The 25,688-nt window shown below is 64.5% G+C and carries 23 protein-coding genes; 4 read left to right on the top strand and 19 right to left on the bottom strand.

Features of this window, described 5'->3' with window-relative positions; genetic code table 11:
• Positions 1 to 145: 145 nt before the first annotated feature.
• The 17 genes from ACIPZC_RS23620 to cbiE form a co-directional block, all read right to left on the bottom strand.
• A complete protein-coding gene (locus ACIPZC_RS23620) occupies positions 146 to 661 on the bottom strand; it encodes a GNAT family N-acetyltransferase (RefSeq protein ID WP_400629867.1) in 516 nt (171 codons plus the stop codon).
• A 31-nt stretch (positions 662 to 692) separates the two neighbouring features.
• Positions 693 to 1,391, bottom strand: a complete 699-nt coding sequence (gene urtE, locus ACIPZC_RS23615) for an urea ABC transporter ATP-binding subunit UrtE (RefSeq protein WP_400629865.1) — start codon at positions 1,389 to 1,391, stop codon at positions 693 to 695.
• A gap of 106 nt (positions 1,392 to 1,497) precedes the next feature.
• Complete coding sequence (gene urtD, locus ACIPZC_RS23610; RefSeq protein WP_241806208.1) at positions 1,498 to 2,355, bottom strand: urea ABC transporter ATP-binding protein UrtD; 858 nt, start codon at positions 2,353 to 2,355, stop codon at positions 1,498 to 1,500.
• Positions 2,352 to 3,431 (bottom strand): urea ABC transporter permease subunit UrtC, encoded by a 1,080-nt coding sequence (urtC, locus tag ACIPZC_RS23605; RefSeq protein ID WP_241806207.1) that lies wholly within the window; start codon positions 3,429 to 3,431, stop codon positions 2,352 to 2,354. Before urtC ends, urtD begins: the two co-directional genes overlap by 4 nt.
• Positions 3,431 to 4,918, bottom strand: a complete 1,488-nt coding sequence (urtB, locus tag ACIPZC_RS23600) for an urea ABC transporter permease subunit UrtB (RefSeq protein ID WP_241806206.1) — start codon at positions 4,916 to 4,918, stop codon at positions 3,431 to 3,433. The genes urtC and urtB overlap by 1 nt, the downstream gene beginning before the upstream one ends.
• A 128-nt stretch (positions 4,919 to 5,046) precedes the next feature.
• Positions 5,047 to 6,312, bottom strand: coding sequence for an urea ABC transporter substrate-binding protein (urtA, locus tag ACIPZC_RS23595; RefSeq protein ID WP_241806205.1), 1,266 nt, complete (start codon positions 6,310 to 6,312; stop codon positions 5,047 to 5,049).
• A gap of 285 nt (positions 6,313 to 6,597) precedes the next feature.
• Positions 6,598 to 8,004, bottom strand: a complete 1,407-nt coding sequence (gene cycA, locus ACIPZC_RS23590) for a D-serine/D-alanine/glycine transporter (RefSeq protein ID WP_400629861.1) — start codon at positions 8,002 to 8,004, stop codon at positions 6,598 to 6,600.
• A 129-nt stretch (positions 8,005 to 8,133) separates the two neighbouring features.
• Positions 8,134 to 9,498: a PepSY-associated TM helix domain-containing protein gene (locus ACIPZC_RS23585; protein ID WP_400629859.1), complete on the bottom strand. Its 1,365-nt coding sequence runs from the start codon at positions 9,496 to 9,498 to the stop codon at positions 8,134 to 8,136.
• Between the two features lie 56 nt (positions 9,499 to 9,554).
• Positions 9,555 to 11,621 (bottom strand): TonB-dependent copper receptor, encoded by a 2,067-nt coding sequence (locus ACIPZC_RS23580; RefSeq protein WP_400629857.1) that lies wholly within the window; start codon positions 11,619 to 11,621, stop codon positions 9,555 to 9,557.
• Positions 11,622 to 11,684: 63 nt separating this feature from the next.
• Positions 11,685 to 12,116: a DUF2946 domain-containing protein gene (locus ACIPZC_RS23575; protein ID WP_267819038.1), complete on the bottom strand. Its 432-nt coding sequence runs from the start codon at positions 12,114 to 12,116 to the stop codon at positions 11,685 to 11,687.
• Positions 12,117 to 12,142: 26 nt separating this feature from the next.
• Entirely contained in the window at positions 12,143 to 12,622 is a 480-nt protein-coding gene (locus tag ACIPZC_RS23570; protein ID WP_400629855.1) for a copper chaperone PCu(A)C, read from the bottom strand.
• Between the two features lie 48 nt (positions 12,623 to 12,670).
• Complete coding sequence (locus tag ACIPZC_RS23565; RefSeq protein ID WP_400629853.1) at positions 12,671 to 13,060, bottom strand: DUF2946 domain-containing protein; 390 nt, start codon at positions 13,058 to 13,060, stop codon at positions 12,671 to 12,673.
• A 137-nt stretch (positions 13,061 to 13,197) separates the two neighbouring features.
• Positions 13,198 to 14,052 carry an SPFH domain-containing protein gene (locus ACIPZC_RS23560; protein ID WP_241806198.1) on the bottom strand — a complete coding sequence of 285 codons (855 nt, stop codon included), beginning with the start codon at positions 14,050 to 14,052 and terminating at the stop codon, positions 13,198 to 13,200.
• Positions 14,053 to 14,076: 24 nt separating this feature from the next.
• The gene (locus ACIPZC_RS23555) at positions 14,077 to 14,514 is read right to left on the bottom strand and encodes an NfeD family protein (RefSeq protein ID WP_241806197.1); all 438 of its coding nucleotides are present in this window, start codon (positions 14,512 to 14,514) and stop codon (positions 14,077 to 14,079) included.
• 109 nt (positions 14,515 to 14,623) lie between these two features.
• Entirely contained in the window at positions 14,624 to 15,346 is a 723-nt protein-coding gene (locus tag ACIPZC_RS23550) for a cobalt-precorrin-6A reductase (protein ID WP_400629851.1), read from the bottom strand.
• Positions 15,343 to 16,437 (bottom strand): cobalt-precorrin-5B (C(1))-methyltransferase, encoded by a 1,095-nt coding sequence (locus tag ACIPZC_RS23545; protein ID WP_400629850.1) that lies wholly within the window; start codon positions 16,435 to 16,437, stop codon positions 15,343 to 15,345. The genes ACIPZC_RS23550 and ACIPZC_RS23545 overlap by 4 nt, the downstream gene beginning before the upstream one ends.
• On the bottom strand, positions 16,430 to 17,641 hold the full coding sequence (cbiE, locus tag ACIPZC_RS23540; RefSeq protein WP_400629849.1) for a precorrin-6y C5,15-methyltransferase (decarboxylating) subunit CbiE: 1,212 nt from the start codon (positions 17,639 to 17,641) through the stop codon (positions 16,430 to 16,432). Before cbiE ends, ACIPZC_RS23545 begins: the two co-directional genes overlap by 8 nt.
• 175 nt (positions 17,642 to 17,816) lie before the next feature.
• Here cbiE and cobG point away from each other — a divergent pair, with 175 nt between their 5' ends.
• From cobG to cobJ, 4 genes are read left to right on the top strand one after another with little or no spacing between them, the layout of a single operon-like run.
• Complete coding sequence (gene cobG / locus ACIPZC_RS23535) at positions 17,817 to 19,148, top strand: precorrin-3B synthase (protein ID WP_400629847.1); 1,332 nt, start codon at positions 17,817 to 17,819, stop codon at positions 19,146 to 19,148.
• Positions 19,141 to 19,767 carry a precorrin-8X methylmutase gene (locus ACIPZC_RS23530; protein ID WP_267819025.1) on the top strand — a complete coding sequence of 209 codons (627 nt, stop codon included), beginning with the start codon at positions 19,141 to 19,143 and terminating at the stop codon, positions 19,765 to 19,767. Before cobG ends, ACIPZC_RS23530 begins: the two co-directional genes overlap by 8 nt.
• Positions 19,767 to 20,498, top strand: a complete 732-nt coding sequence (locus ACIPZC_RS23525; protein WP_400629873.1) for a precorrin-2 C(20)-methyltransferase — start codon at positions 19,767 to 19,769, stop codon at positions 20,496 to 20,498. The genes ACIPZC_RS23530 and ACIPZC_RS23525 overlap by 1 nt, the downstream gene beginning before the upstream one ends.
• Before the next feature lie 2 nt (positions 20,499 to 20,500).
• Positions 20,501 to 22,192, top strand: coding sequence for a precorrin-3B C(17)-methyltransferase (gene cobJ, locus ACIPZC_RS23520; protein ID WP_400629844.1), 1,692 nt, complete (start codon positions 20,501 to 20,503; stop codon positions 22,190 to 22,192).
• A gap of 9 nt (positions 22,193 to 22,201) precedes the next feature.
• On the opposite strand, the gene ACIPZC_RS23515 is transcribed toward cobJ, so the two are convergent.
• Together ACIPZC_RS23515 and ACIPZC_RS23510 are read right to left on the bottom strand one after the other, a co-directional pair.
• On the bottom strand, positions 22,202 to 22,798 hold the full coding sequence (locus tag ACIPZC_RS23515; protein WP_039602487.1) for a MarC family protein: 597 nt from the start codon (positions 22,796 to 22,798) through the stop codon (positions 22,202 to 22,204).
• A 95-nt stretch (positions 22,799 to 22,893) separates the two neighbouring features.
• Entirely contained in the window at positions 22,894 to 25,665 is a 2,772-nt protein-coding gene (locus tag ACIPZC_RS23510) for a response regulator (protein WP_400629842.1), read from the bottom strand.
• Positions 25,666 to 25,688: the final 23 nt, after the last annotated feature.

Here is a 25,688-nt window from a genome sequence, read left to right as displayed (position 1 = left end):
TGATCGCATCAAGCTCAGGCTCAATGGCCTGAGCCCTGTGGAGTACAGGACTCGGGCTGCAGCTTAAAGCTGTCCAACTTTTGGGGGGCAGTCCACGGCGTGGGAGCCGGCTTGCCGGCGATGGGGCCCGTGCAATCAGCAAAAATCAGGCTGGCTCTGCCTCCGGGTCGAGCACCAGCTGCATGAAAGTCAAATCCAGCCAGCGCCCGAACTTCACCCCCACCTGGGGCATCTGCCCGGTCACCACGAAGCCCAGGCGCGCATGCAGGCGCACCGACGCCGCATTGCCACTCTCGATGGCTGCGACCATCACATGCTTGCCACACCCCCGCGCGCGCTCGATCAGTGCTGCCATCAACTGCGGCCCCAGGCCCTTGCCGCGCTGATCGCCACGGATATACACCGAATGCTCCACGGTATGGCGAAAGCCCTCGAACGGCCGCCAATCGCCAAACGACGCATAGCCCAGCACACCGCTGTGATCCACTGCCACCAGAATCGGATAACCCTGCTGTGCCCGGGCCTCGAACCAGGCCTGGCGGTTGCCGAGGTCCACCGGCGTTTCGTTCCAGATCGCCGTGGTGTTGCGCACCGCGTCGTTATAGATGTCCAGGATGCCCGGCACGTCAGCGAACAGGGCATCGCGAATTTCGTGGCTCATTGCTACATCTCACTAGGTCCAGGGCTGCAGATTAAATGGTTACCAGCCCACGCACACCCTCGGCCTGCATGTTTTCGCCACGCCCGCGCTGGATGATTTCGCCACGGGCCATGACCAGATACTGGTCGGCAAGCTCCTCGGCAAAGTCATAGAACTGCTCCACCAGCAGGATGGCCATGTCGCCACGCTCAGCCAGGCGGCGGATGACGGCACCGATTTCCTTGATGACTGATGGCTGTATACCTTCGGTGGGTTCGTCGAGAATCAGCAGGCGTGGTCGGCTGGCCAGGGCGCGGCCGATAGCCAGCTGCTGCTGCTGGCCGCCAGACAGGTCACCACCGCGCCGCTGCTTCATCTGCTCCAACACCGGGAACAGTTCGTAGATGAACGCAGGCACCTCACGCGCCTCGCGTGCCGGGAAGCGCGACAGGCCCATCAGCAGGTTTTCCTCGACGCTGAGCCGCGCGAAGATCTCGCGGCCCTGGGGCACGTAGGCAATGCCGGCATGCACCCGTTGCTGCGGCTTGAGCGCGGTGATTGGCTTGCCTTCCCACTCCACGCGGCCTTCGCGTGGCGGCACCAGGCCCATCAGGCAGCGCAGGAGGGTGGTCTTGCCCACGCCGTTGCGTCCGAGCAGGCAGGTGACTTCACCGACCTTGGCCTCGAAGGACAGGCCGCGCAGGATGTGGCTGCCGCCGTAGTACTGGTGCAATTCACTGACTTCAAGCACTTTCAATTCCTCGTTCTTGTCAGCTACAAGCCTCGAGCCGCAAGGGCAAGATAAAGCACCGCTACTGCTTGCGGCTTGCGGCTCGCGGCTTGCCACTTGAGGCGCGCTAGCGCCCTAGATAAACCTCGACCACCCGCTCATCCGCCTGCACCTGCTCCAGCGACCCTTCTGCCAGTACGCTGCCCTGGTGCAGCACGGTCACATGGTCGGCAATGCTGCCGACAAACCCCATGTCGTGCTCCACAACCATCAGCGAATGCTTGCCGGCAAGGCCCTTGAACAGCTCAGCGGTGAACTCGGTCTCGGCATCGGTCATGCCAGCCACCGGCTCGTCGAGCAGCAACAGTTGTGGCTCCTGCACCAGCAACATGCCGATCTCGAGGAATTGTTTCTGCCCATGCGACAGCAGGCCTGCCTGGCGCTGGGCCAGGGGGAGCAGGCGCAGGGTGGTCAGTACTTCCTCGATGCGTTGCTGTTGCTCACCGTTCAAGCGTGCTGCCAGGCAGGCCCAGACCGATTTTTCGGTTTTCAGTGCCAGTTCCAGGTTCTCGAACACGGTCAGGGCTTCGAACACCGTGGGCTTCTGGAACTTGCGGCCAATGCCGGCCTGGGCGATCTGGTATTCGCTCATGCGGGTCAGGTCCAGGGTATCGCCGAAGAACGCACTGCCGGTGTCGGGGCGCGTCTTGCCGGTAATCACGTCCATCATGGTGGTCTTGCCAGCACCGTTGGGGCCGATGATGCAGCGCAATTCACCTACACCGATGTACAGGTTCAAGTCATTGAGGGCCTTGAAACCATCGAAGCTGACGCTGATGCCTTCCAGGCTCAGCACCGTGCCGTGACGGGTATCGAGCCCCGCCTCCCGGCGGCTGCCCAGGCCAATGGCATCACGGCCACTGCCAAGGTTGTCGAATACCGGTTCGAGCATGAATTCCGGATGCACAGGTGGCACGCCTTTCATGGCTGGCTCCTTTTCTTCAGCAGGCCGACCACACCCTTGGGCAGGTACAGGGTGACGAGGATGAACAATGCGCCGAGGAAGAACAGCCAGAATTCAGGAAAGGCAACGGTGAACCAGCTCTTCATGCCGTTGACCAGGCCTGCGCCCAGCAGCGGGCCGATCAGCGTGCCGCGCCCGCCCAGGGCTACCCAGACAGCAGCCTCGATGGAGTTGGTCGGCGACATTTCGCTGGGGTTGATGATGCCCACCTGTGGCACATAAAGTGCCCCTGCCAGGCCGCAGAGCACGGCGCTCAGCACCCACACCAGCAGCTTGAAACCCCGCGGGTCATAGCCACAGAACATCATGCGGTTTTCTGCATCGCGTACCGCGGTGAGCAGCCGGCCGAACTTGCTCTGGGTCAGGCGCCAGCACAGGTACAGGCTTGCCAGCAGCAAACCGACGGTGAGCAGGAACAGCACCGCGCGGGTGCCCTGCGCGGCAATGTCGAAGCCCAGAATCGTGCGGAAGCTGGTGAAACCGTTGTTGCCGCCAAACCCTGTCTCGTTGCGGAAGAACAGCAGCATGCCGGCGAAGGTCAGGGCCTGGGTCATGATCGAGAAATACACGCCCTTGATCCGCGAGCGGAATGCGAAGAAGCCGAACACCAGCGCCAACAGGCCCGGCGCCAGCACCACCAGGCACAGGGCCCAGGCAAAGTGCTGGGTACCGGCCCAGTACCAGGGCAGCTCGTTCCACGACAGGAACGTCATGAACCCTGGCAGGCCGTCACCCGCGGCCTGGCGCATCAAGTACATGCCCATGGCGTAGCCACCGAGGGCGAAGAACAGCCCGTGCCCGAGCGACAGCAGCCCGGCGTAGCCCCAGACCAGGTCCAGGGCCAGGGCGACGATGGCGTAGCAGAGAATCTTGCCGACCAGCGTGAGGGTGTAGGCCGATACCTGCAATGCGTGGTCGGGCGGCAGCAACGACAGCAGCGGCATGGCCAGCAACAGCAGGACGACGACCGTGCCAATGGCGAGTGACAGGCGTGGCCCGGCTTTTTGCGAAGCGGTGACAAGCAGTGGCTGGTTCATCAGTCGATAACCCGTCCCTTGAGGGCGAACAGGCCTTGCGGGCGCTTCTGGATGAACAGAATGATCAACGCAAGGATGAGGATCTTGCCAAGCACTGCGCCTATTTGCGGCTCCAGCAGCTTGTTGGCTATCCCTAGGCCGAAGGCGGCCCAGAGGCTACCGGCCAGTTGCCCGACACCGCCGAGCACCACCACCAGGAACGAGTCGATGATGTAGCTCTGGCCAAGGTCCGGGCCGACGTTGCCGACCTGGCTCAGCGCTACACCACCAAGCCCGGCAATGCCCGAGCCCAGGCCGAAGGCGAGCATGTCCACGCGCCCGGTGGACACGCCACAACAGGCAGCCATGTTGCGGTTCTGGGTCACCGCACGCACGTTCAGGCCCAGCCGCGTGCGGTTGAGCAGCAGCCATGTCAGCAGCACCACGGCCAGCGCGAACGCAATGATCACCAGACGGTTGTAGGGCAGCACCAGGTTGGGCAGCAGCTGGATGCCTCCAGACAACCAGGCCGGGTTGCTGACCTCGACGTTCTGCGCGCCGAACAGCAGGCGGATGGCCTGGATCAGTATCAGGCTGATGCCCCAGGTCGCCAGCAGGGTTTCCAGCGGGCGGCCGTAGAGGTGGCGGATCACCGTGCGCTCCAGCGCCATGCCCACCCCGGCGCTGACGGCGAAGGCCACTGGCAGGGCAATCAACGGGTAGAACTCGATGGCGCCGGGGGCGTAGCGCTGCAGCAGCACCTGGACCATGTAGGTGCTGTAAGCACCGAGCATGAGCATCTCGCCGTGGGCCATGTTGATCACGCCCAGCAGCCCGAAGGTGATCGCCAGGCCAAGGGCCGCCAGCAGCAGGATCGAACCCAGCGACAGGCCGCTGAACGCCTGGCCGAGCAGTTCACCGAACAGCAGCTTGCGTTTGACTTGGGCCAGGCTCGTTTCAGCGGCAGTACGCACGGCTGCGTCGGTTTCCACATCGGGCTGCAGCAAAGCCTCCAGGCGCGTGCGGGCCAAGGGGTCGCCAGTTTGGCCAAGCAGTCGTACCGCCGCCAGGCGTACGGCTGGCTCGCTGGCGCCCAGTTGCAGGTTGGCCAGTGCCAGGCCAAGCGCAGCGTGCACCGCAGTGTCGGGTTCGCTGGCAAAGCGCCGGTCGAGGAACGCCATTTGCGCCGGGCGCGCACTTTTTTGCAGTTGCTGGGCGGCGGCCAGGCGCGTGTCGCTGTTGTCGCTGAGCAACTGATGGCTGGCCAGGGCGTTATCGATCAGGCCGCGCAGGCGGTTGTTAAGACGCACCTTGCGGGTGTCATCGGCGGCGATGCGGCCCTGGCGCAGGTTTTCCAGCAGCGGCAGGCGCGCGGCTTCGGGTTGCGCCGCCCAGCCTTCGAGCAGGCGAGCCTGCTCGGCGGGCTTGGCGGTGAGGAAGAATTCGCCCTCGCTGGCCTGGGTTGCCAGGGGCAGCAGGAGCAGCAGGGTAAGGAGGATTCTGAACATGCGGGCAATCCTGAAATCGGCGGTGGATTCATCGCCGGCAAGCCGCGCCCCCACAGGTTGGTGCTGTTCTCATGACCCTGTGGGGGCTGGCTTGTCGGCGAATGGGCTGCAGCGCAGCCCCAGTGCACTCAGTTGCCTTTCACTGCATAGTCAGGGCGCTTTTCGTTGCCTGGAATGAACGGGCTCCACGGCTGCGCGCGCAGCGGTTGCTCGGTTTCCCAGACCACGCTGAACTGCCCGTCATCCTGGATTTCGCCGATCATCACCGGCTTGTGCAGGTGGTGGTTGGTCTTGTCCATGGTCAGGGTGAAACCGGACGGGGCCTTGAAGGTTTGCCCACCCAGGGCTTCGCGGACCTTGTCGACATCGGTGGACTTGGCTTTTTCCGCCGCTTGCGCCCACATGTGGATGCCCACGTAGGTGGCTTCCATCGGGTCGTTGGTCACGGCTTTGTCGGCACCCGGTAAGTTCTTGGCTTTGGCGTAGGCCTTCCAGTCTGCGACGAACTTCTGGTTGACCGGGTTATCCACCGATTCGAAGTAGTTCCAGGCGGCGAGGTGGCCTACCAGCGGCTTGGTGTCGATACCGCGCAGTTCCTCTTCACCCACCGAGAACGCCACCACCGGTACGTCGGTGGCTTTCAGGCCCTGGTTGGCCAGTTCCTTGTAGAACGGTACGTTGGAGTCACCGTTGACGGTGGAGATGACCGCGGTTTTACCGCCCGCCGAGAACTTCTTGATGTTGGCGACGATGGTCTGGTAATCGGCGTGGCCGAACGGGGTGTAGACCTCTTCGATATCCTTGTCGGCCACGCCTTTGCTGTGCAGGAAGGCGCGCAGGATCTTGTTGGTGGTGCGCGGATAGACGTAGTCGGTGCCGAGCAGGAAGAAACGCTTTGCGCTGCCGCCGTCTTCGCTCATCAGGTATTCCACGGCGGGAATCGCTTGCTGGTTGGGCGCGGCGCCGGTGTAGAAGACGTTCGGCGACATCTCTTCGCCTTCGTACTGCACTGGGTAGAACAGCAAGCCGTTGAGCTCTTCGAACACTGGCAGCACCGACTTGCGTGACACCGAGGTCCAGCAGCCGAACACCACCGCGACCTTGTCCTGGGTCAGCAGCTGACGGCTCTTTTCGGCGAACAGCGGCCAGTTGGATGCAGGGTCGACCACCACCGGTTCGAGCATCTTGCCGTTGACCCCGCCCTTGGCGTTGATCTCGTCGATGGTCATCAGGGCCATGTCCTTGAGCGATGTTTCGGAAATCGCCATGGTCCCGGACAGCGAATGCAGGATGCCGACCTTGATGGTCTCGGCGGCCTGGATGCTCCAGCTAAGACCCATCGCCGCAATCGATGCGCTGAGGGTAAAGGCCTTGATCAGACTGCGACGCTTCATGTGCTCTCTCCGCTGAGTTTTTTTTTGGTGTTGGCCAAGCGGGGAGGGGCGTTGCAAGGGGTGTGCCGAACGGCAAAAGGTGCGTAATAGAAGGGCTGTGCGAGGTGTTGGGGCGCGGGGCCGGTCCAGGATGGTGCCTGAATGTTTTGCCTGCACAGCATTGGGGCCACTCTGCGGCCCATCGCCGGCAAGCCGGTCACAAGGGGTGCATTGTGCTGAAGAGCAACGCTGTACCTGCGAGAGCTGGCTTGCCGGCGATGGGCTGCAAAGCAGCCCCTTGGTGCATCAGCTGTTGCGCACAGCCGGTCGCGGATGGCGCTTGCTACGCACACCTTGGTAGGTGACTGCCAGCAACATGAACCAGATAGGCGTAACGATCAGCGCAGAGCGGGTGTCCGCTTCCAGGCTCAGCAGCACCAGGATGAAGGCGAAGAACGCCAGGCACACGTAGCACATGAAGCGCCCGCCCGGCATCTTGTAGGTCGACGCCTGGTGCAGCGCCGCCCGGGTTTTGCGGTACTTCAGGTACGACAGCAGGATCAGCGTCCAGACAAACATGAACAGCACCGCGGAGACCGTGGTCACCAGGGTGAATGCCTCGATCACATTCGGCACCATGTAGATCAGCACCGCGCCAAGCAGCAGGCAGGTGCACGAGAAGTACAGCCCGTTGGCCGGGACGGCACGGCTCGACAACTTTTCGAATGCGCGCGGTGCATCGCCTTCCTGGGCCAGGCCGAAGAGCATGCGGCTGGTGGAAAACACGCCGCTGTTGGCCGACGAGGCCGCCGAGGTCAGCACTACGAAGTTGATGATGCTTGCCGCCGCCGGCAGGCCGGCCAGCACGAACAGTTCGACGAACGGGCTCTTGCCCGGCACCACGTCGCGCCAGGGGGTCACCGCCATGATCGCGATCAGTGCCAGCACGTAGAACACGATGATGCGGATCGGTATCGAGTTGATCGCCCTTGGCAGGGTGCGTTCAGGGTTCTTCGCTTCGGCGGCGGTGGTGCCGACCAGTTCGATGCCGACGAAGGCGAATACGGCGATCTGGAACCCGGCGAAAAAGCCCATCAGGCCATTGGGGAACATGCCGCCGTCATTCCACAGGTTGGCCAGCTGCGCGGTGCGCCCACTCGGCGATTCGAAACCGGTGATGACCATGTACAGGCCGGTTGCGACCAGGCCCAGGATGGCCAGGATCTTGATCAGGGCGAACCAGAACTCCATCTCACCGAACATCTTCACGGTAACCAGGTTAAGCGACAGCAGCACTGCAACGCAGGTCAGCGCGGGTATCCACTGCGGCAGGTCCGGGAACCAGAACTGTGTGTAGGCGGCAATCGCGACCACATCGGCAATACCGGTGACCACCCAGCAGAACCAGTAGGTCCAGCCGGTGAAGTAGCCGGCCCAGGGGCCGAGCAGGTCGGCCGAGAAATCGATGAACGACTTGTAGTTGAGGTTCGACAGCAGCAGTTCGCCCATGGCGCGCATGACGAAGAACAGCATGAAGCCGATGATCATGTAGACGAAGAGGATCGACGGCCCCGCCAGGCTGATGGTCTTGCCCGAGCCCATGAACAGGCCGGTGCCGATGGCACCACCGATGGCGATCAGCTGGATGTGGCGGTTGGTCAGGTTACGCTGCAGGTGCTGCGCTTGAGCAGGAGGGGAAGAGGTCCGGGTCATCGGCTGCATTCCATTGAGGGTCAGTCTTTTTGTGAAAGCCGCGTAGGCTAACACGCGCGTCCCAAAACGGGGCGCGACAGATCGACTCGACTTTTCGGTAGCAGGGGCTGCTGTGCAGCCCCAATGGCCTCAGATGCTGGCCAGCACCTTGCGCCGTACCACCAGGCTGTCCACCACCCACATCACCACCATCGACACCCCAACCAGCGGGAAGATCACGCCTAGCACCACCATCACCCCTACCGCCGCCTTCCAGCGCGGCAGGTCATGGCGTAGCGCCGGCACCCCCAGGCCGCCGCTCGGCCGGCGCTTCCACCACATCACCAGCCCGCTCACCGAACCGAGCAGGATCATCAGGCACACCAGCAGAATGATGATCTGGTTCAGCGGGCCGAACATCTTGCCCTCGTGCAGCATCACGCCCACCTCGGTGGCGCGGGCCACCGGGCTGTAGTCCTGCCAGCGCACGTCGGCCAGTACCTTGCCGGTGTACTGGTCAACATGCAGGGTGGCATCGTTGCGCGGGTCGTCGGCGAACACGGCGATGGTGAATACGCCGTCGGCAGTGGTCGGCATGGTGATGCTGTAGCCGGGCTCCACCTGGCGCGCGGTGGCGAGGTCCTGAACCTGCTGCAGGCTCACCAGAGGTGCCGCTGGCCTGTTCGACATCATGTGGTGGCCAGCATGTTCGGCGTGTGCGCCAGACTGCGGCATCGGCGTGTTTTCCATGGCCCAGGGCACCGTCTGGCGGTGGGCGCTGTTCAGTTCACCGGCCTGTTGATCGGACTTGGGCACGTCATTCCACATCGCTGCCGGGAAGCGGTTCCACAAGTCGGCGTACTGTTTGCCCCACAGGCCGGTCCAGGTCATGCCGCTGAGCAGCATCAGCAGCAACAGGGCCGAACCCCAGAAGCCGCTGACCGCGTGCAGGTCGCGCCAGAGCAGCCGCCCCCGTGCTGACAGCCGTGGCCACAGCACGCCACCGCCGCTGCGCCCGCGCGGCCACCACAGGTACAGGCCGGACACCACCAGCACGATGCCCCAGCCGGCTGCCAGTTCCACCAGGCGGTCACCGAGCGTGCCGACCATCAGTTCGCCATGCAGGGCTCGGGCGACTGCCTGCAGGTTCTGCTTGGCATCCTGCTCGCCGAGGATCTTGCCGCTATAGGGGTTGACGAACACATTCAGTTCGCGCCCGCCGTCATGTACCACGAATTGCGCGCTGCGCTCGGCATCGATGGGTGGCAGATACTGGGCCACATGGCCTTTGGGGTAAGCCTGGCGCACTTCGGCCAGCATCAGGTCGGCGCCCTGGCGGTGATGGCCGGCCTCGACCACCATCAGGTCACGGTACAGCAGTGGGTCCAGTTGCGGTTTGAACAGGTAGATGATCCCGGTAATAGCCAGCAGGATCATGAACGGGGCGACGAACAGCCCCGCGTAGAAGTGCCAACGCCAGGCCAGGTTGTAGAAGGAAACGCGTGTTCCGCTCATGGGAACCTCCTGTTTGACCAGCTGAGGGGCGCAGCCAGCAGCCGCGCCCGTTGTTGTCAGAAGCTGAAATCGACCTTGGTCCAGAACGTCCGGCCGGGCTCGTTGACCGGCTGTGGATCGGAAGCCGGGTAGCCGAACCCGGCGTTGCCGGCCAGGTTAAGGTGCTCGGAATAGGCCTTGTCGAACAGGTTGTCGACGCCTGCACTGAACTTGAGGTTGTTGTTCACCTTGTAGGCTCCATTGAGCGAGAACACGCCGAACCCGGCGCTTTTTTCGTAGTCCTTGCCGACCACATTGCCCTGGTTCTCGGCGATGCGGTTCTGTGCAGCCACCAGCCGCCACAAGGCCCCGGCGCTCCAGGTGTCGCGGCTGTAGGTCAGGCCCATGCGGCTTTCCAGGGGTGGCATTTGTGGCAGTGCCTTGCCGTCACTGCTGTTCTTGCCCCAGGCGTAGGCCAGGGTCGCATCGGCCTTCCAGGTTTCTGTCAGCTTGTAGGCGGCGCCCAGTTCTCCCCCCATGATGCGGGCATCGATGTTCTGCGCCTGGGAGGTGCTCATGCCCATCATGCCGTTACGGTAGTCGAACAGGATGTAGTCGCGGATCTGCCCGACATAACCCGAAGCCCAGGCTTCAAGACGCTCGTCGCGATACTGGATGCCGAAGTCGAGCTGGGTGGTCTTTTCTGGCTTGATGCCGTCGAAGGCGTTGGCTGCGCCAGGGGGCGCCAGCTGGGGCGAGAACAACTCCCAGTAGTCGGGGAAGCGCTGGGCATGGCCAAGGCCAATGTAAGTGGTGGCCGGCACCGCCGCGAGGTCGTGTTCATAACGCACGAAACCGCTGGGTAGCGTATCGGCGCGGGTATCACCTTCGGTCGCGCTGCCAGCCCGGAAATCGCGGGCAGAGGCGCGATCGAGGCGGGCGCCGGTGATCAGCCGGTCAACCCCTGTGGCGTACCAGGTCAGTTCGCCAAAGGCCCCGTAGTTATGGAAGTCGGCGTCCTTGGTCCAGGGCTGGCCCTTGTGCGCATCAACGCCCATGCCACCGCGCTGGCGATGTTCGTTGGTCTGCGCGTCGATGCCACTGATCAGTTGCACGTCGGCCCAGCGCCAGGTGGCCTTGATGCGCGCGCCCAAGGTGCGGCGGTCGACATTGCTGACCATGGGCATACCCATCATGCCACTGCCTGATGGGGTGCGCAGGCTGTAGTTGTCCATCACGTGGTCGGCGTAGTTGTAGTAGACCTGCGCCTCGACCTTGTCGAGCACCTCGCCGAGGTTGGACTTTTCAAAGCGCAGGCCCAGGCTTTCGCGCTTGAACTGCGAGCCGTCCATGCCACGGCCGGCATAGCGGGCCTCGCCGTCACCCTTACCGGCGGTGAGTTCGAGCAGGGTGTCCTGATCGGGTGTCCAGCCCAGGGTCACATCGCCGTTCCATTTGTCCCAGCGCGAGGGCACGGTGTCGCCGTTGCCGTCGTGGTAGTCGTCCGAGCGCGACTGGTTGCCGACGAAGCGCGCATAGGCCTGGCTGTTGCCTGCGGCGGCGTCGAGCACCTGGTCGAAGCGGCCGTTGGAACCGGCCAGCAGGCTGGCGTTGATCCGGCTACCGAGGGTGCCGAATTTTTCCGGTTCACGTTCGAAGAGAATGGTCCCGGCAGAACCACCGGGGCCCCAGATCACGCTTTGCGGGCCTTTGATCACGGTAAGGCGGTCATAGGTTTCCGGGGCGATGTAAGAGGTCGGTGCGTCCATGCGGTTGGGGCAGGCACCGAGCATCACACCGCCATTGGTGAGGATATTCAGGCGCGAACCGAACATGCCGCGCAGCACCGGGTCACCATTGGTGCCACCGGCGCGGATGGCTGAAAAGCCAGGGATCGTCTTGAGGTAATCGGCGCCATCGCTGGCCGGCACGGGCTGGCGTGGGTCTTTGGGGTTGGTGACAACGGTCAAAGGCGAGCTGGGCGCAATGGCGGTGATCACCGTCGGGCTCAGCTCTGGCGGCGCTTGCTCGTGCGTTTCATGGCCAGGTTCGGCGGCCAGGGCCATGGGTGCGAGCAGCGAACCGCACAATACGGCGAACGTCCCTCGCAGATAGGGGGCGAATACAGGGGTGCAGCCTGACATAGTGATTCCAGTCGATCAGTCATGGGTGGGCGCGGAGCCTCCAGGCTCCGTGCGGCAGCAGGGTCAGACGCTGATCGAAGACGGTGGCGCGCGGCTGCGCGCACCGGGAAATATGGCCTGTCGGGCATGGCCTTGGAGGGGGGCGGCAGGGAGGAGGGCGACGGGCAGGGCGTGCCCGGCAACCAGTGGGCTGAAGGTTTGCGGCAAGGCAGGGCAGTTGAACAACAGGCTGCAGTAGCCGCATTTTTCCCACATCACATGCAGTTGGCCATCGTCGCCGTGGCCGTGATGCGAATTGCTGGCGTGACTGTGCTCCGAGGACAGCGCCATGCCCATCGGCATGCTCATGCCCGCGTGATGATCCATCGGCATCGACTGGGAGATCAGCGGGCCGATAAAGATCATCCACATGGCGAACAGGCTCAGCCAACCGCCACCGATGCGCCTGCGTTCAGGGCCGGTGGTAGGGCTGTGCCCGTTGCGTGGCAGGCTCATGAAAGCGAGCGCCAGTCAGCGAAGGGTCAGTGCGCGTGTTCGTGTGGCTGGTCTGCCGGGGGCTGCTTCTGCACGGCCACCTCGACCGTGATGTCACCGGCCTTCTCGAAATGCAGGGTCAGCGGGAAGCGCTTGCCGTCGCTGAGCAGGCTGCGGTCCTTGGGCTGCATCAGCATCACATGGTAGGCGCTGGGGGCGAAGACCACGTCCTTGCCAGCTGGCACCACTACATCAGGCACCTGCTGCATCTTCATTGCGCCGTTGGCACTCATCACGTGTTCGTGCAGCTGTGCGTCAGCGGTGATCGGGCTGTCTACGCCGAGCAGGCGGTCATCGAACTTGCTGTTGTTGTGCACGATGAAGTAGGCCGCCACATTGGGCGCGTTCGGCGGCAGTTGCAGCGACCAGGGGTGGGCGATATGCAGCTCGCCCACCGTGTATTCATGGGCGTTGGCGAAAGCGCCGGGCAGCAGCAGTGCGGCCACGATGAGAGCTTGCTTGAGCATGGTGTAGGTCTCCGTTCTGTTCAGGTTCAGGTAAACAGCGTGATGAACTCAGACCAGGGGAGAGGCGCGGGGATTGAGCGCGGGCCAGAGCTGGCGCGGCGTCATTTGGTAATCGGCGGGCGGTGGCGCATGCGCAGCCGCCAACGCGGGTGGGTTGTGCAGTTGTGGCGGATAACCTGGCAGGGCCAGCAACGGCGTGGCACCCGAACAGCACCAGCAGTGCTGCATGTTCGAGTGATCGTCGCTTTGCGTGCCGAGGTCGATCTTGGCCAGAGCCTGAATGTCTACCTTGGCCTTACCAACCGCGCTGGAACAGAAAGCCCCCCACAGCAGCTGCTCGGCCGGGCCCTTGGGCGCGGCAGAGGACAGCGGCATGGCCAGCAGGTTGAACAGCACTGCGAGGCAGGCTATCCAGGCGATGTGCCGACGTGGGGGCATGGAGAGATCCGGTCAGGAATCGTGGTGGGTATTGTACGGCGCAGTATAGGTAAAAATGATGGGGTGCGGTGAAGTGACGCAGGCGGGTAGATGGGCTGCTGCGTAGCCCATCGCCGGCCATGAAGCTACTCCAGCCATCAAGCCTTGTTACGGCCCATCAAGCCACGCACGGTCTCTTGCAAATCAGCCGGCAGCACCACCACTTTTGCATTGTTGCTGCTCGCCAGGTTCTCCATGGCGCCGACATAACGCTCACCCAGCAAGTACATGGCGGGTACCGTCTCAGTGCCCACCGCCTCTTTGACCAGCGAAATCGCCTTCGCCGAAGCCTCGGCAAGGTTGATTTGCGCTTCGGCATCGAGCTTGGCCGACTGCAGGCGCGCCTGGGCCTCGAGAATGGCGGCCTGCTTGGCACCTTCAGCACGGGTCACGTCGGCTTTACGTTCACGTTCGGCCGCGGCCTGGCGCTCCATGGCCAGTTGCATGTTCTGCGATGGCTTTATGTCCTGGATTTCTACCGAACGGACGGTCACACCCCAGTCTTCGGTCTGTTCGGACATTGCCTCTCGCAGGCGTGCCTTGATCTGCTCGCGGCTGGACAGCGCTTCGTCCAGGTCCATGGCGCCGACGATGGCGCGCAGCGATGTCATGGTCAGGCTGGTGACGGCGAACGAGAAATTCTGCACGCCATAGGAGGCCTTCTGCGGGTCGACCACCTTGGCGAAACACAGGGCATTGGCGACGATCACCGCGTTGTCGCGGGTGATGATTTCCTGCTCCTGCACGTCGAGGATGATGTCCTTGGTCGGCAGGCGGTAGGCGACCACGTCCATGAACGGGATGACGATGTTCAGGCCAGGCTTGAGCGTGCTGTGGTAGCGCCCCAGGCGCTCGACGATCCACTCCTCCCCCTGGGGTACGATGCGTACGCCCTTGAAGACAGTGATCAGGACGAAAACGGCGAGCGTGCCGACGACGATGAGGCTGGTCATGATGTGAACTTCCTTTTAATGCGGTTAGGCCCGGATGACCCGGGCAGTATTGCCTTCGATGGCGACAAGACGTACACGCTCGCCTGACGGGATATCGCTGTCGGCGACGCAGACCCATTCCTCGTTGCCCAGTATCGGTTTCTGAAACCGCACACGGCCTTTCTGGAATTGCGAAACGCTGCTGATCAGCAGCCCCACTTCGCCGATCACGCTGTCGGCCGTCCAGCGCACATCCGGCTGCTTGCGCCGGAACAGCTTGAACCAGAGTGCGGTGGTGACCGAGGAGAACAGCACCCACGCCAGTACCTGCATATCCAGTTGCAGGGTGGGGGCGGCGAGCGAGATGAGTGACACCAGCACGGCACCGATGCCGAACCAGATGATGAAGAACGTGGGCAGGATCAGTTCGAGCAGGATCAGCGCGATGCCGAAGACAAGCCAGATCCACCATTGCATTTCCATATGGTTGACGCCTTCCGGGGGAGAGGGGCGAGTTTACGCCAGCGCAGCGGCCCATGGCCATTCGACAGCCAGCGGAAAACGCTGAAACGGTTGTAGGACTCGAAGCGACTTACGCAAGATCCAGCGTTGAAAGCAGCTGCGCGACTGACCTCAGCTCCAGGTCCGCGGGCGGCAGCGCTGGGCGTTTCAGGATGAGCACCGGAATGCCAAGTTCCCGCGCCACCTCAAGCTTGGGCTCGGTCGCAACGCTGCCGCTGTTCTTGCTGACCAGCACATCGATAGCGCGCCGGGCGAACAGCATCCGCTCATCGTCAAGGTGAAACGGCCCGCGCGCACCGATCACTTCGCAGCGATCGTTACCCGGGCAGGCCTGTAACGCCCTCAGGGTCCAGAACTGCTCTGGCGGAATCTCATCCAGATGCTGCAGCGGCTCGCGCCCCAAGGTGAACAACGGCCGACGGAATGGCTTGAGTGCATGGATCAGCCCCGCCCAGTCCTCCACCTCGCGCCAGTCGTCACCGGGCTGGGCCTGCCATGCCAAGCGACGCAAGGCCCAGCACGGGATGCCCACGGCGCGTGCGGCGACGGCGGCATTGCGGCTGATCTGCGCGGCATAGGGGTGGGTGGCGTCTATCAGCAACGTGATACCCGCCTCGCGCAGGTAGGCGGCCAGGCCTTCAGCCCCGCCATAGCCGCCGACCCGCACCTGGCAGGCCAGACCTTCCGGCACCCGGCCGATGCCCGCCAGGCTGTAGACATGCCGCGGCCCAAGCTGGCGGGCGATGGCCAGTGCCTCGGTGACACCGCCCAGCAGCAGGATGCGCCGGTTCATTGCACACCTGCCTTGCCGACGATGCCGCCCTGGCGGTCGATGGCGAACACTTCCACCTGCACCTGTGCAGGCACCACGCTGCGGGCGAACGCCAGGGCGTGCTCGCAAACCGCATCGCCCAGGGCTATGCCAGCGGCGTGCGCCAGCGCCAAGGCTTGCTGGCTGGTGTTGGCTGCCCTGATCGCGGCCTGCAGGTCGGCATCGGCGCCGATGTCTGCGGCCCAGCCGGCCAGTTGCGGCAGGTCGATGCTCGAGTGGCGGCTGTGCAGGTCCATGTGCCCGGCAGCCAGCTTGCTGATCTTGCCAAACCCACCGCACAGTGAAAGGCGTGGCACCGGCACCTTGCGCAGGTGCTTGAGCACCGCGCCGACAAAGTCGCCCATCTCGATCAAGGCAATTTCCGGCAGGCCGTACACGCGGCGCATGGTGTCTTCGCTGGCATTGCCGGTGCAGGCGGCGATATGGGTATAGCCGTTGGTGTGGGCGACATCGATGCCCTGGTGGATGGAGGCGATGTAGGCCGCGCAGGAGAAGGGCCGCACGATCCCGCTGGTACCGAGAATCGACAACCCGCCGAGGATGCCCAGGCGCGGGTTCATGGTCTTGAGCGCCAACTGCTCGCCGCCCGCTACGTTGACCGTGACTTCGAAGCCGCCGCGGTAGGCGCAGTCGTTGGCCAGTTGCTGCAGGTGTTCGCTGATCATGCGCCGCGGTACCGGGTTGATCGCCGGCTCGCCCACGGCGAGTACCAGGCCGGGGCGGGTGACGGTACCGACACCCACCCCAGCGACAAAGCGTACGCCCGGCGCTTGCCGTAAACGCACTTGGCTGTAGAGCAGCGCGCCATGGGTGACATCGGGGTCGTCGCCGGCGTCCTTGAGTGTGCCAGCTTCGGCGTGCTCGCCCTCGCGGCGGCAGAATTCCAGGCGCATCTGTACCACCTTGCCCTTGGGCAGGGTGATGCTCACGGCGTCAGCGCTCACACCGGTCAACAGCAGGCGCGCTGCCGCCAGGCTGGTGGCAGTGGCGCAGCTGCCGGTGGTCAGGCCGCTGCGCAGTGGCGCAGGTTGTTCGCGGGTTTCTTCACGCATCGAGGGGCTTCACCACGTCGAGCAACGTGATCGGCAATGCCTGGCGCCAAGTGTCGAAGGCGCCCAATGGCTGGGCCTGGGCGACATGGATGCGCGTCAGTTCACCGCCGTGCAGTTGGCGAAAGTGCGCCAGTGCCAGTTCGCTTTGCAGTGTCACGGCATTGGCCACCAATCGCCCCCCTGGGCGCAGCCGCTCCCAGCACAACGGCAGCACGCCTTCCCGGGTGACGCCGCCGCCGATGAAGATCGCATCCGGGCGCTCCAGCTCGGCCAAGGCCTGCGGTGCCTTGCCGCGCACCAGTTGCAGGCCGGGGACACCCAGGGCATCACGGTTGTACTCGATGAAGCCCTGGCGGCCCTCGTCGGCTTCGATTGCCAGTGTTCGGCAGGCCGGGTGGGCGCGCATCCACTCGATGCCGATCGAGCCACAGCCTGCGCCCACGTCCCACAGCAACTCGCCTGGCTGCGGGGCCAGGCGGGCCAGGGTGATGGCGCGTACGTCACGTTTGGTCAGCTGGCCGTCGTGCCGGAACGCATCGTCCGGCAGGCCGGCCGTGGGTGAGCGCCGCGGAGCGTCGGCCGTGGCCTGGCACTCGATGGCGACCAGGTTCAGCGCGGCCACCTGGGGCTGGGCCCAATCATCGGCGATGCCCGCCAGGTGGCGTTCGGCAGGGCCGCCGAGGTGCTCGAAAACCTGCAGGCGGCTCGGCCCGAAACCGCGCTCGCGCAGCAGGGCGGCGATGGCTGCAGGGCTGTCACCGTCGTTGCTCAGCACCAGCAGGCGCATCCCGCTGTAAAGGTGGGCGTTGAGAGACGCCAGGGGGCGTGCGACCACAGACACCACCTGCACGTCCTGCAGCGGCCAGCCAAGACGGGCGGCGGCCAGGGCGCAGGACGAGGGCATCGACAGCACCTGCAGCTCTTGGGCCGGCACCTGCCGCGCCAGGCTGGCGCCGACGCCGTAGAACATCGGGTCACCGCTGGCGAGCACGCACACCTGCTCACCGCGCCGGGCCAGTACCGGGGCGAGCGAGAACGGGCTCGGCCAATCCTCTCGGGCGGCGCTCACGCAGCGCGGTAACAGGGCCAGCTGACGTGGGCTGCCGATGATCCGCGAAGCGCCGAGCAGGGCGCGCCGGGCCTGCTTGCCCAGCCCACTGAAGCCGTCTTCGCCGATGCCAATTACTGTCAGCCAGGGTGTCATGTGTTTCCGATCCGCCATTTTTGGGGGCGCGTTGCCCCCCTCAGCCGGCAAAGGGGGGCGACGCGGTGATGAATTTCTGTTCAATCGCCAGCGATGCTCGACCACCGGCTTTTCATGCCGCCGGACAAAGCAGGCATAATACCGCGCCTTCTACACTCAAGCGCATTTTCAGCGATTGCCGGACGCCCCTTTGAAGCAGGTCCATACCCCACCCGTGTCGCCCCGTCCCTCGGCTTGCCCGGGGTTGTGGCGCATCGTCAGCGCTCTGGATGGCGGGATCTGCCGGATCAAGCTGCCCGGTGGGCTGTTGCTGGCCGATCAGGCCGATGCCGTGGCGGCGGCTGCCGAGCGCTTCGCCGGTGGCGTGATCGAGGCGACCAACCGCGGCAATCTGCAGATCCGTGGCATTGGCGATGATCACGCCGGCCTGATCGAAAGCCTGCTGGCAGCAGGCCTGGGCCCCCGCGATGCTGCCAGTGACGATGTGCGCAACCTGATGCTCAGCCCTTTGGCCGGGCATGACCCCTCAATGGTGCTGGATGTTCGCCCCCTGGCCGAACACATCCTCGACCTGCTGCAAGGCACGCCGCGCTTTCATCAGTTATCGGCCAAGTTCGCCCTGCAACTGGACGGCGGCGAAGGCCTGGCGATGCTCGAGCACCCGCACGATCTATGGCTTTGCGCATTGCGGCTCGAACAACGCACCTGGCTGGCGTTCGGCCTGGCCGGCTGCCCGGCTGACGGCCAGGTGCTGGGTGCGGTGCCGGTAGAGCAGGGGCTGGAATTGGTGCGTGCAGTGCTTGAGCGCTTTCTCGATCTGGCCAGCCCGGAGCAGGCGCGCATGCGCCAGTTGCTGGAAAACCGCTCAGTGGAGCGGTTCATCGAGGGGCTGGGGCTGCAAATCCGCCGGGATGATGTCGTGCTCGCGTGGCGCCGCGCAGCGAGCCACCGCTCATGGCTCGGCGCCGTTCAGCAGCAGCAAGGCATGGCCCTGGGCATTGCCCCGCCGCTTGGCAGGCTCAACGCCGACATGCTGCGCGGTGCGGCGCGCATCGCCCGTGAACACGGCGATGGCAGCCTGCGCCTGAGCCCCTGGCAAAGCCTGATGCTGACCTCTATCGCTGGCACGCGCATCGCTGCGGTGCAACGTGAGCTTTCGGCCCTTGGCTGGCTGTGCCACAGCCATGAGCCCCTGGCCCGCCTGGTTGCCTGCACCGGCGCCAGCGGCTGCGCCAAGGCGCACGGCGATACCAAGGCCGATGCCGTGGCCCTGGCAGCGCTCTTGCCTACGGGCGCGCCTGCCAGCGTGCACCTGTCTGGTTGCCCCCGATCCTGCGCCGTGGCCTATGTCGCCCCGGCCACGCTGCTGGCCCGCTCGCCGGGCCGCTATGACCTCTATTTGCGTGACGCGCGCCTGCCGGGCTTCGGCGCCCTGCGCGCCGCCAACCTCACCTTGAACGAAGCAGGCGCCATGCTCGACCTGCCGACGGAGCACCTTGATGATTGATTACATCCGCGATGGTCAGGAGATCTATCGCAATTCTTTCCGGATCATCCGTGAGGAGGCCCGGCTCGAGCGGATCCCCGCGGACCTTGAGAAACTCGCCGTTCGTGTGATCCATGCCTGCGGCATGGTCGAGGCCATCGACGGCCTGCAGTTCTCCGAAGGTGCAGGCCGCGCCGGCCGTGAGGCCCTGGCCAACGGCGCGCCGATCCTATGCGATGCGCACATGGTCGCCGAAGGTATCACCCGTGCACGCTTGCCCGCTGACAACAAAGTGATCTGCACCCTGCGTGACCCGAGTGTCCCAGCCTTGGCCAAAGATGCCGGCAATACCCGCTCGGCGGTGGCTCTGGAACTGTGGCGGCCCTACCTGGAGGGCAGCGTGGTGGTGATCGGCAACGCACCGACCGCACTGTTCTACTTGCTGGAAATGATCGATGCAGGGGCACCCAAGCCTGCGCTGATCCTCGGCTTCCCGGTTGGCTTCGTCGGTGCGGCGGAGTCCAAGGCCATGCTTGCCGCAGATAGCCGAGGGGTACCCTTCGTGATCATGCAGGGCCGCCTGGGCGGTAGCGCGATGGCGGCGGCGGCGGTCAATGCCCTCGCCACGGAGGTGGAATGATGGCGCCGCGTGGACGTCTGCTGGGCCTGGGCGTAGGCCCTGGCGACCCTGAGCTGATCACCCTCAAGGCCCTGCGCTTGCTACGCGAGGCCCCGGTGGTCGCCTACTTCGTGGCCAAGGGCAAGCGTGGCAATGCCTTCGGCATCATCGAGTCGCACCTGCAGCCATCGCAAACGCTGCTGCCGTTGGTCTATCCGGTGACCACCGAGGCGTTGCCGGCACCGTTGTCCTACGAGCAGGTCATCAGCGATTTCTATGACGAGGCCAGCGTGCAGGTGGCCGAACACCTCGATGCTGGCCGCGATGTGGCGGTGATCTGCGAGGGTGACCCGTTCTTTTACGGCTCCTACATGTACCTGCATGACCGTCTGGCGCAACGCTATGACGCGCAAGTGATCCCTGGCGTCTGCTCGATGCTGGGCGGCGCCTCGGTACTGGGGGCCCCTTTGGTTTACCGCAACCAGAGCCTGTCGGTGCTGTCGGGGGTGCTGCCGGCCGAAGAGCTCAAGCGGCGCCTGGCCGACGCCGACGCGGCGGTAATCATGAAGCTGGGCCGCAACTTCCCCAAGGTGCGGCAGGTGCTGGGCGAACTGGGCCTGGACAGCCGAGCGCTGTACGTGGAACGGGCGACCATGGCCAATCAGAAAATCGTCGCGCTGGATCAGGTGGATCCACAGTCATCACCGTACTTCTCGCTGATCATCGTGCCGGGTGAAAAATGGCAGGGATGAGCATGCACAAGGCACCGGCGATCATGGTGCTCGGCGCTGGCAGCGTGGCCACCGCGCGGCGCATTCAGCAGCGGTATCCACAGGCAACGCTGCACGGCCTGAGTGGTCGGGTCGACCTGGCCGACCAGTATTACGAAAACTTTGGCGACACGTTGCGCGAGCTCTACCGGCAGGACACGCCGATCATTGCCCTGTGTGCGGCGGGTATCGTCATCCGTAGCCTGGCCAGCCTGCTCAGCGAGAAAGGCGCGGAGCCGCCGGTGCTGGCGGTGGCCGAGGACGGTAGTGCGGTAGTGCCGCTGCTGGGCGGGTTGAGCGGCGTCAACCTCATGGCCCGGGAGATCGCTGAGGCGCTGGGCGTGGCCCCGGCGATCACCACCAGTGGCGAGCTGCGTTTCGGCACCTGCCTGCTGAACCCACCCGAAGGCTACGCCTTGGCGGACATCGAACAGGGCAAGCGTTTCGTTTCCGATCTGCTGGCGGGCGAAGCCGTACGCATCGAGGGCGATGCGCCGTGGCTGGCTCAGGCCCAATTGCCAACCAGTGAAGCCGCCCAGCGCACCATTCATGTGGGATGCACTGCGCGCCCGGCCAGCCGTGACGAGTTGCTGATCCGCCCCCGTTCGGTGGTGGTTGCGGTGGATGCGGGCGGCGCTGATCTGGTCGAACGCGTCCATGATGCCCTGCGTGAAGCGGGCATCGCCGAGCAGTCACTGGCGTGCCTGCTGGCCGCCGAACAGGCCATGGCCGAACCGTCCTTGCTGGCAGCGGCCGAGACGCTGGGTGTCGCACTGCGTTTTGCGGCCAAAGAAAGCACGCTTGTCAGCATGGCCGCCGCAGCATTGCCGGATGCGCGCCTGATCGAGCAGGCGGGCCTGGTCATCGCGCTGGCATCGGCGCCAGTCAAGGGCAACCAGCTGGGGCGCAAGCGTGGTCGCCTGGCCGTCATCGGCCTTGGCCCTGGCGCCGCCGAGCTGATGGTGCCGGCGGTCAAAGCCGAGCTGGCACGCGCCGAGGACATTCTCGGTTACGAAACCTACGTGCGCATGGCCGGACCGTTCCGCGACGACCAGGTGCAACATTGCACCGACAATCGCGAAGAGATGCAGCGCGCGCGTCATGCTTTCGAGCTTGCTGCCCAGGGGCGCTCGGTGGTGGTGGTGTCGTCGGGTGACCCGGGGGTCTTCGCCATGGCCGCAGCCGTGCTGGAAGCGCTGCACGGGTCCTCTGACCCCGCCTGGCATCGGGTCGATCTGCAGATCCTGCCGGGGGTTTCGGCCTCGCTGGCCACCGCCGCTCAAGCGGGCGCGCCGCTGGGGCATGACTTCTGCGTGATGTCGCTGTCGGACAATCTCAAACCCTGGTCGACCATCGAACATCGGCTAGACCTGGCAGCCCAGGCCGACCTGGTGCTGGCCTTCTACAACCCGATCTCGCGTTCGCGCCCCTGGCAGCTTGGCCGCGCGCTGGAAATCGTGCGCCAGCACCGGGATGGCGATACACCCGTAGTGCTGGGGCGTGACATCGGCAGGCCGGGGCAGACGCTCAAGGTGGTCACCCTCGCCGAGTTGGTGCCAGAGATGGTCGACATGCGCACCATGGTACTGGTCGGTTCTTCCACGACCTGCACCTTTGCCCGTGCCGAGGGTGGGCAGTGGGTCTATACCCCGCGCTGGTACCCTGTTGCGCCATAAGCGGCGGGGCTAGCCGACCAGGTAGCCCCTGATGCCGGTGAAGATGATCTGCGCCGCCAAGGCGCAGACGAACAGCCCCATCAGGCGGCTGACGATCTGCAGGCCTTGCTCACCGAGAATGCGCTCGATGCCGTGCGACAGATACAGCACCAGGCCCACGGTGAAGCTGGCCAGCGCGATACTGACGATGGCCAGTAACTTGTCGTCCCAGTGCGGCTGGCTGACGCCCATCACCAGCAGCGCGCCGATGGTGCCCGGGCCTACGGTGAGGGGGATCGTCAGCGGTACGATGGTTACGTCCTGCTGCACGTTGTCGGCCTGCACGGCCGGTTTGCCCTGGGCCATCCCCAATGCCGAGATGAACAGCACGCTGCCGGCGCCGATGCGGAAGGCATCGGCCGTGATGCCGAAAATGCCGAAGATCGCCCGCCCGAACAGGTACAGCAACACACTGGCCACCAATGCGGCGAACGCAACCTTCCAGGCTAGCTGCTTGCGCTCCTTGCTGGAGTGGCCACGGGTCAGGCTGATGAAGCACGACAGCACGAAAAACGGGCTGTAGAGCACCAGCATCTTCAGGTAGACACTGAACAACTCGTGAAGCATGAGGGTGAGTCCTTTGTCGGAGCGGCCTGGTGGCGCAGAAGGGCTGCGCAGCAACCGCAGTTTGTAATCCAGGCCGCTGCGGCAGCGCTTTATCGTTAGGAGGTATGCAGCGGATCGGTCTTGGTTTCCCGCTGGTTCGCCCAATACTGGATCAACTCGCGCAATTGCGACAGCTCCACCGGCTTGGCCATGTGCCCATCCATGCCGGCCAGCCGTGCGCGCTCCTTGTGCTCGGCGAGGATGTGCGCGGTCAGTGCCACCACCGGGGTGCGCTGGCGCTGGTTGGCGACCTCCCAGGCGCGCAGTTGCTGGGTGGCGGAGAAGCCGTCGAGCACCGGCATTTCACAATCCATCAACACCAGGTCGTAGCGATGGGCTTTCATGGCCTGCAGGGCTTCCTCGCCATTGCTGGCGGTATCCGGTTCGAGATTGAGTTTGCCCAGCATGCCGCGGATCACCTTGGTCGAGATGCTGTTGTCTTCGGCGACCAGCACGCGGAAGTCGCCCGGCAGCTCGTGGGTGGGCGGGGTGCCTGGCAGGGGCATCGGCACGGTCTGTTCGCGGCCGCGCTGGGCCAGCTCTTCGGCCAGGGTGGTCTTGAGCGTGTAGCCGGCCACCGGTTTGGCCAGGATGCGCTTGACCCCGGCATTGCGGGCAATGACCTTGCTCGGTGCATTGCTGATACCGGTGAGCATCACCACGAGGATGTCGTGGTTCAGGCTGGGGTCTTCCTTGATCTTGGCGGCCAGCTGCATGCCGGTCATGCCGGGCATGTTCTGGTCGAGCAAGACCGCGTCGAAATAGTCGCGCAGGTGCGCCTTGGTCCGGAGCAGGGCCAGGGCTTCTTTGCCCGAGGGCACGGCACTGACGTTCATGCCCCAAGCGCTGCACTGCTGCACCAGCACCTTGCGGCAGGTGTCGTTGTCGTCCACCACCAGCACCCGGGCGTCACGCAATGGGCTGTCGAGGTCGGCCAAGGGTTGCTCCAGCCGCGAGGGGTCGAGCGGCAGGGTCAGCCACAGGGTGTTGCCCATGCTGGTGCTGCTCTTGATGCCGAATTCGCCTTGCATCAGGCCGATCAGTTGCTTGGCGATGATCAACCCGAGGTGGCCGCCAAGCTTGTTGCTGGACAGGAAGTGATGGCTGTGCAGCTCTGCCTGCAGCAGGGCTTCGCGTTCGGCCGCAGGCAACGGCTCGCCGCTGTCCTGCACGGCGATCCGCAGGCGCGGCACCTCGCTGCGCTGGTCCAGTGCAACGACCAGGAGAATTTCGCCGTGGTCGGTGTTTTTCAGGGCGTTTTCCAGCAGGCTGGAGAGGGCCTGACGCAGGCGCGTCGGGTCGCCGCTGATGACCCGTGGCACTTGCGGCTGGGTGAAGCTGATCAGCTCGATGTTCTGTTGTTCGGCCTTGGCGCGGAAGATGTTCAGGCAGTCTTCGATCAGGGCATTGAGGTCGAATTGCACATCGTCCAGTTCGATCTGCCGCGACTCGAGCTTGGAAATGTCGAGAATCTCGTTGATCAGTGTGAGCAGTTCGTTGCCGGCGCTGTGGATGGTCTGCACGTAGTCACGCTGCTTGACCGACAGCGGCGTGCCCAGCAGCAGTTCGGTCATGCCCAGCACGCCGTTCATGGGGGTACGGATTTCATGGCTGATCTTGGCCAGGAACTCGGCCTTGGCATTGATTTCGGCGTCACTGGCCGCCAGTGCGCGACTGGCGCTGAAGCGCTCTTCGCTCATGCGCCGCAGGCGCTCGCTGACCGCCAGGTTCAGCAGCAGGCCGCTGGCCACGGTCAAACCGAGCAGAATGCACAGCAGCCAGGGCGTCGAAGTGCGGGTCAGGCCGAGCAGGGCCGGCAGCAACACCAGCCCGCCCAGGTTGAACACGACCATGGCCAGGCTGAACAGGCGTGCCGGTGCATAACCTTTGTACCAGTGGTAGCTGCTGACCAGCAGCATGCTCACACTGCCCAAGGCCAGCAGGGCGTAGGTCATCAGGTTGAGCGGCAGGGTATCGACGAACAGCAGGATCAGGCCGCTGACCGTGGCCACCAGCATTTCGCCCTGCAGCAAGCGATTGAGCTGCGGTGAATTGCAGCGCGAGAAGAAGTGCTGGGTGAAATACAGCCCCGCGAGGCCCGCCAACACCAGGGTCAGGTAGGCGGCCGGGGTTTGCGCACTGTGCCACAGGTGCCACCAGGGGCCGCTGAGGTTGAGCAGGATCAGGCCGCTGAGCAGCATCAGCCCGTGGTACAACGCAAGGACCAGGGTGGTGCTGGAGCGGGTGTATAGAAAGCGGATCAGGTTGTGCAGGATGAGCATGGCCAGGCCGCCGAAGAGCATGCCGAACAGCAATGGCTGGCCCTGATTCGAAGCGGCGACTGCCGCAGGCTCCAGGGTGATGGCCGGGCGCAATTGATGTTCGGAGACCAGGCGCAGGTAGACGTCCACCGCGGTCGGGCTGTTCGGCAGGGGCAATACTTGGTCGCTGCCACGCAGGGTCGGGCTGGCGTTGCCGGCCTGGCGGCCGTGGTGCAGCTGGCGTAGCAGCCTGTCGCCCTCCAGGGCGTAGAGGTCCAGGCGTGAAAGGTCCGGGGCGAAGACCCGCAACAGTCGCTCCTGCTCACCCGGTTCGAGGCGATAGTGTAGCCATAGGGCCTGTTGCGACGGTGCTGCATCGAGGTCGCCCAGGGTCGTGGGGCTGAACTGGTTGCGATAGCGATCCGAGCGGACGTCGCTCAATTGCAGGTTGGCTTGTTCGTCGAGCAAAACGGACCAGCCTCCGCCTTGGTCGGCCGAAGCCGGGAGCAGGCAGAGCAGGGTCAGCAAGCTGACGATCAGAGCTGTGGCAATCCGAAGCCGACGCACTACGAGATCCCTTCCTAGCTGAT

Source organism: Pseudomonas sp. NPDC089743, from assembly GCF_044748785.1.
Lineage (GTDB): Bacteria > Pseudomonadota > Gammaproteobacteria > Pseudomonadales > Pseudomonadaceae > Aquipseudomonas > Aquipseudomonas putida_X.
Note: the sequence above shows the minus strand (reverse complement) of the source record. Positions and strands in the feature narration are given on the sequence as shown.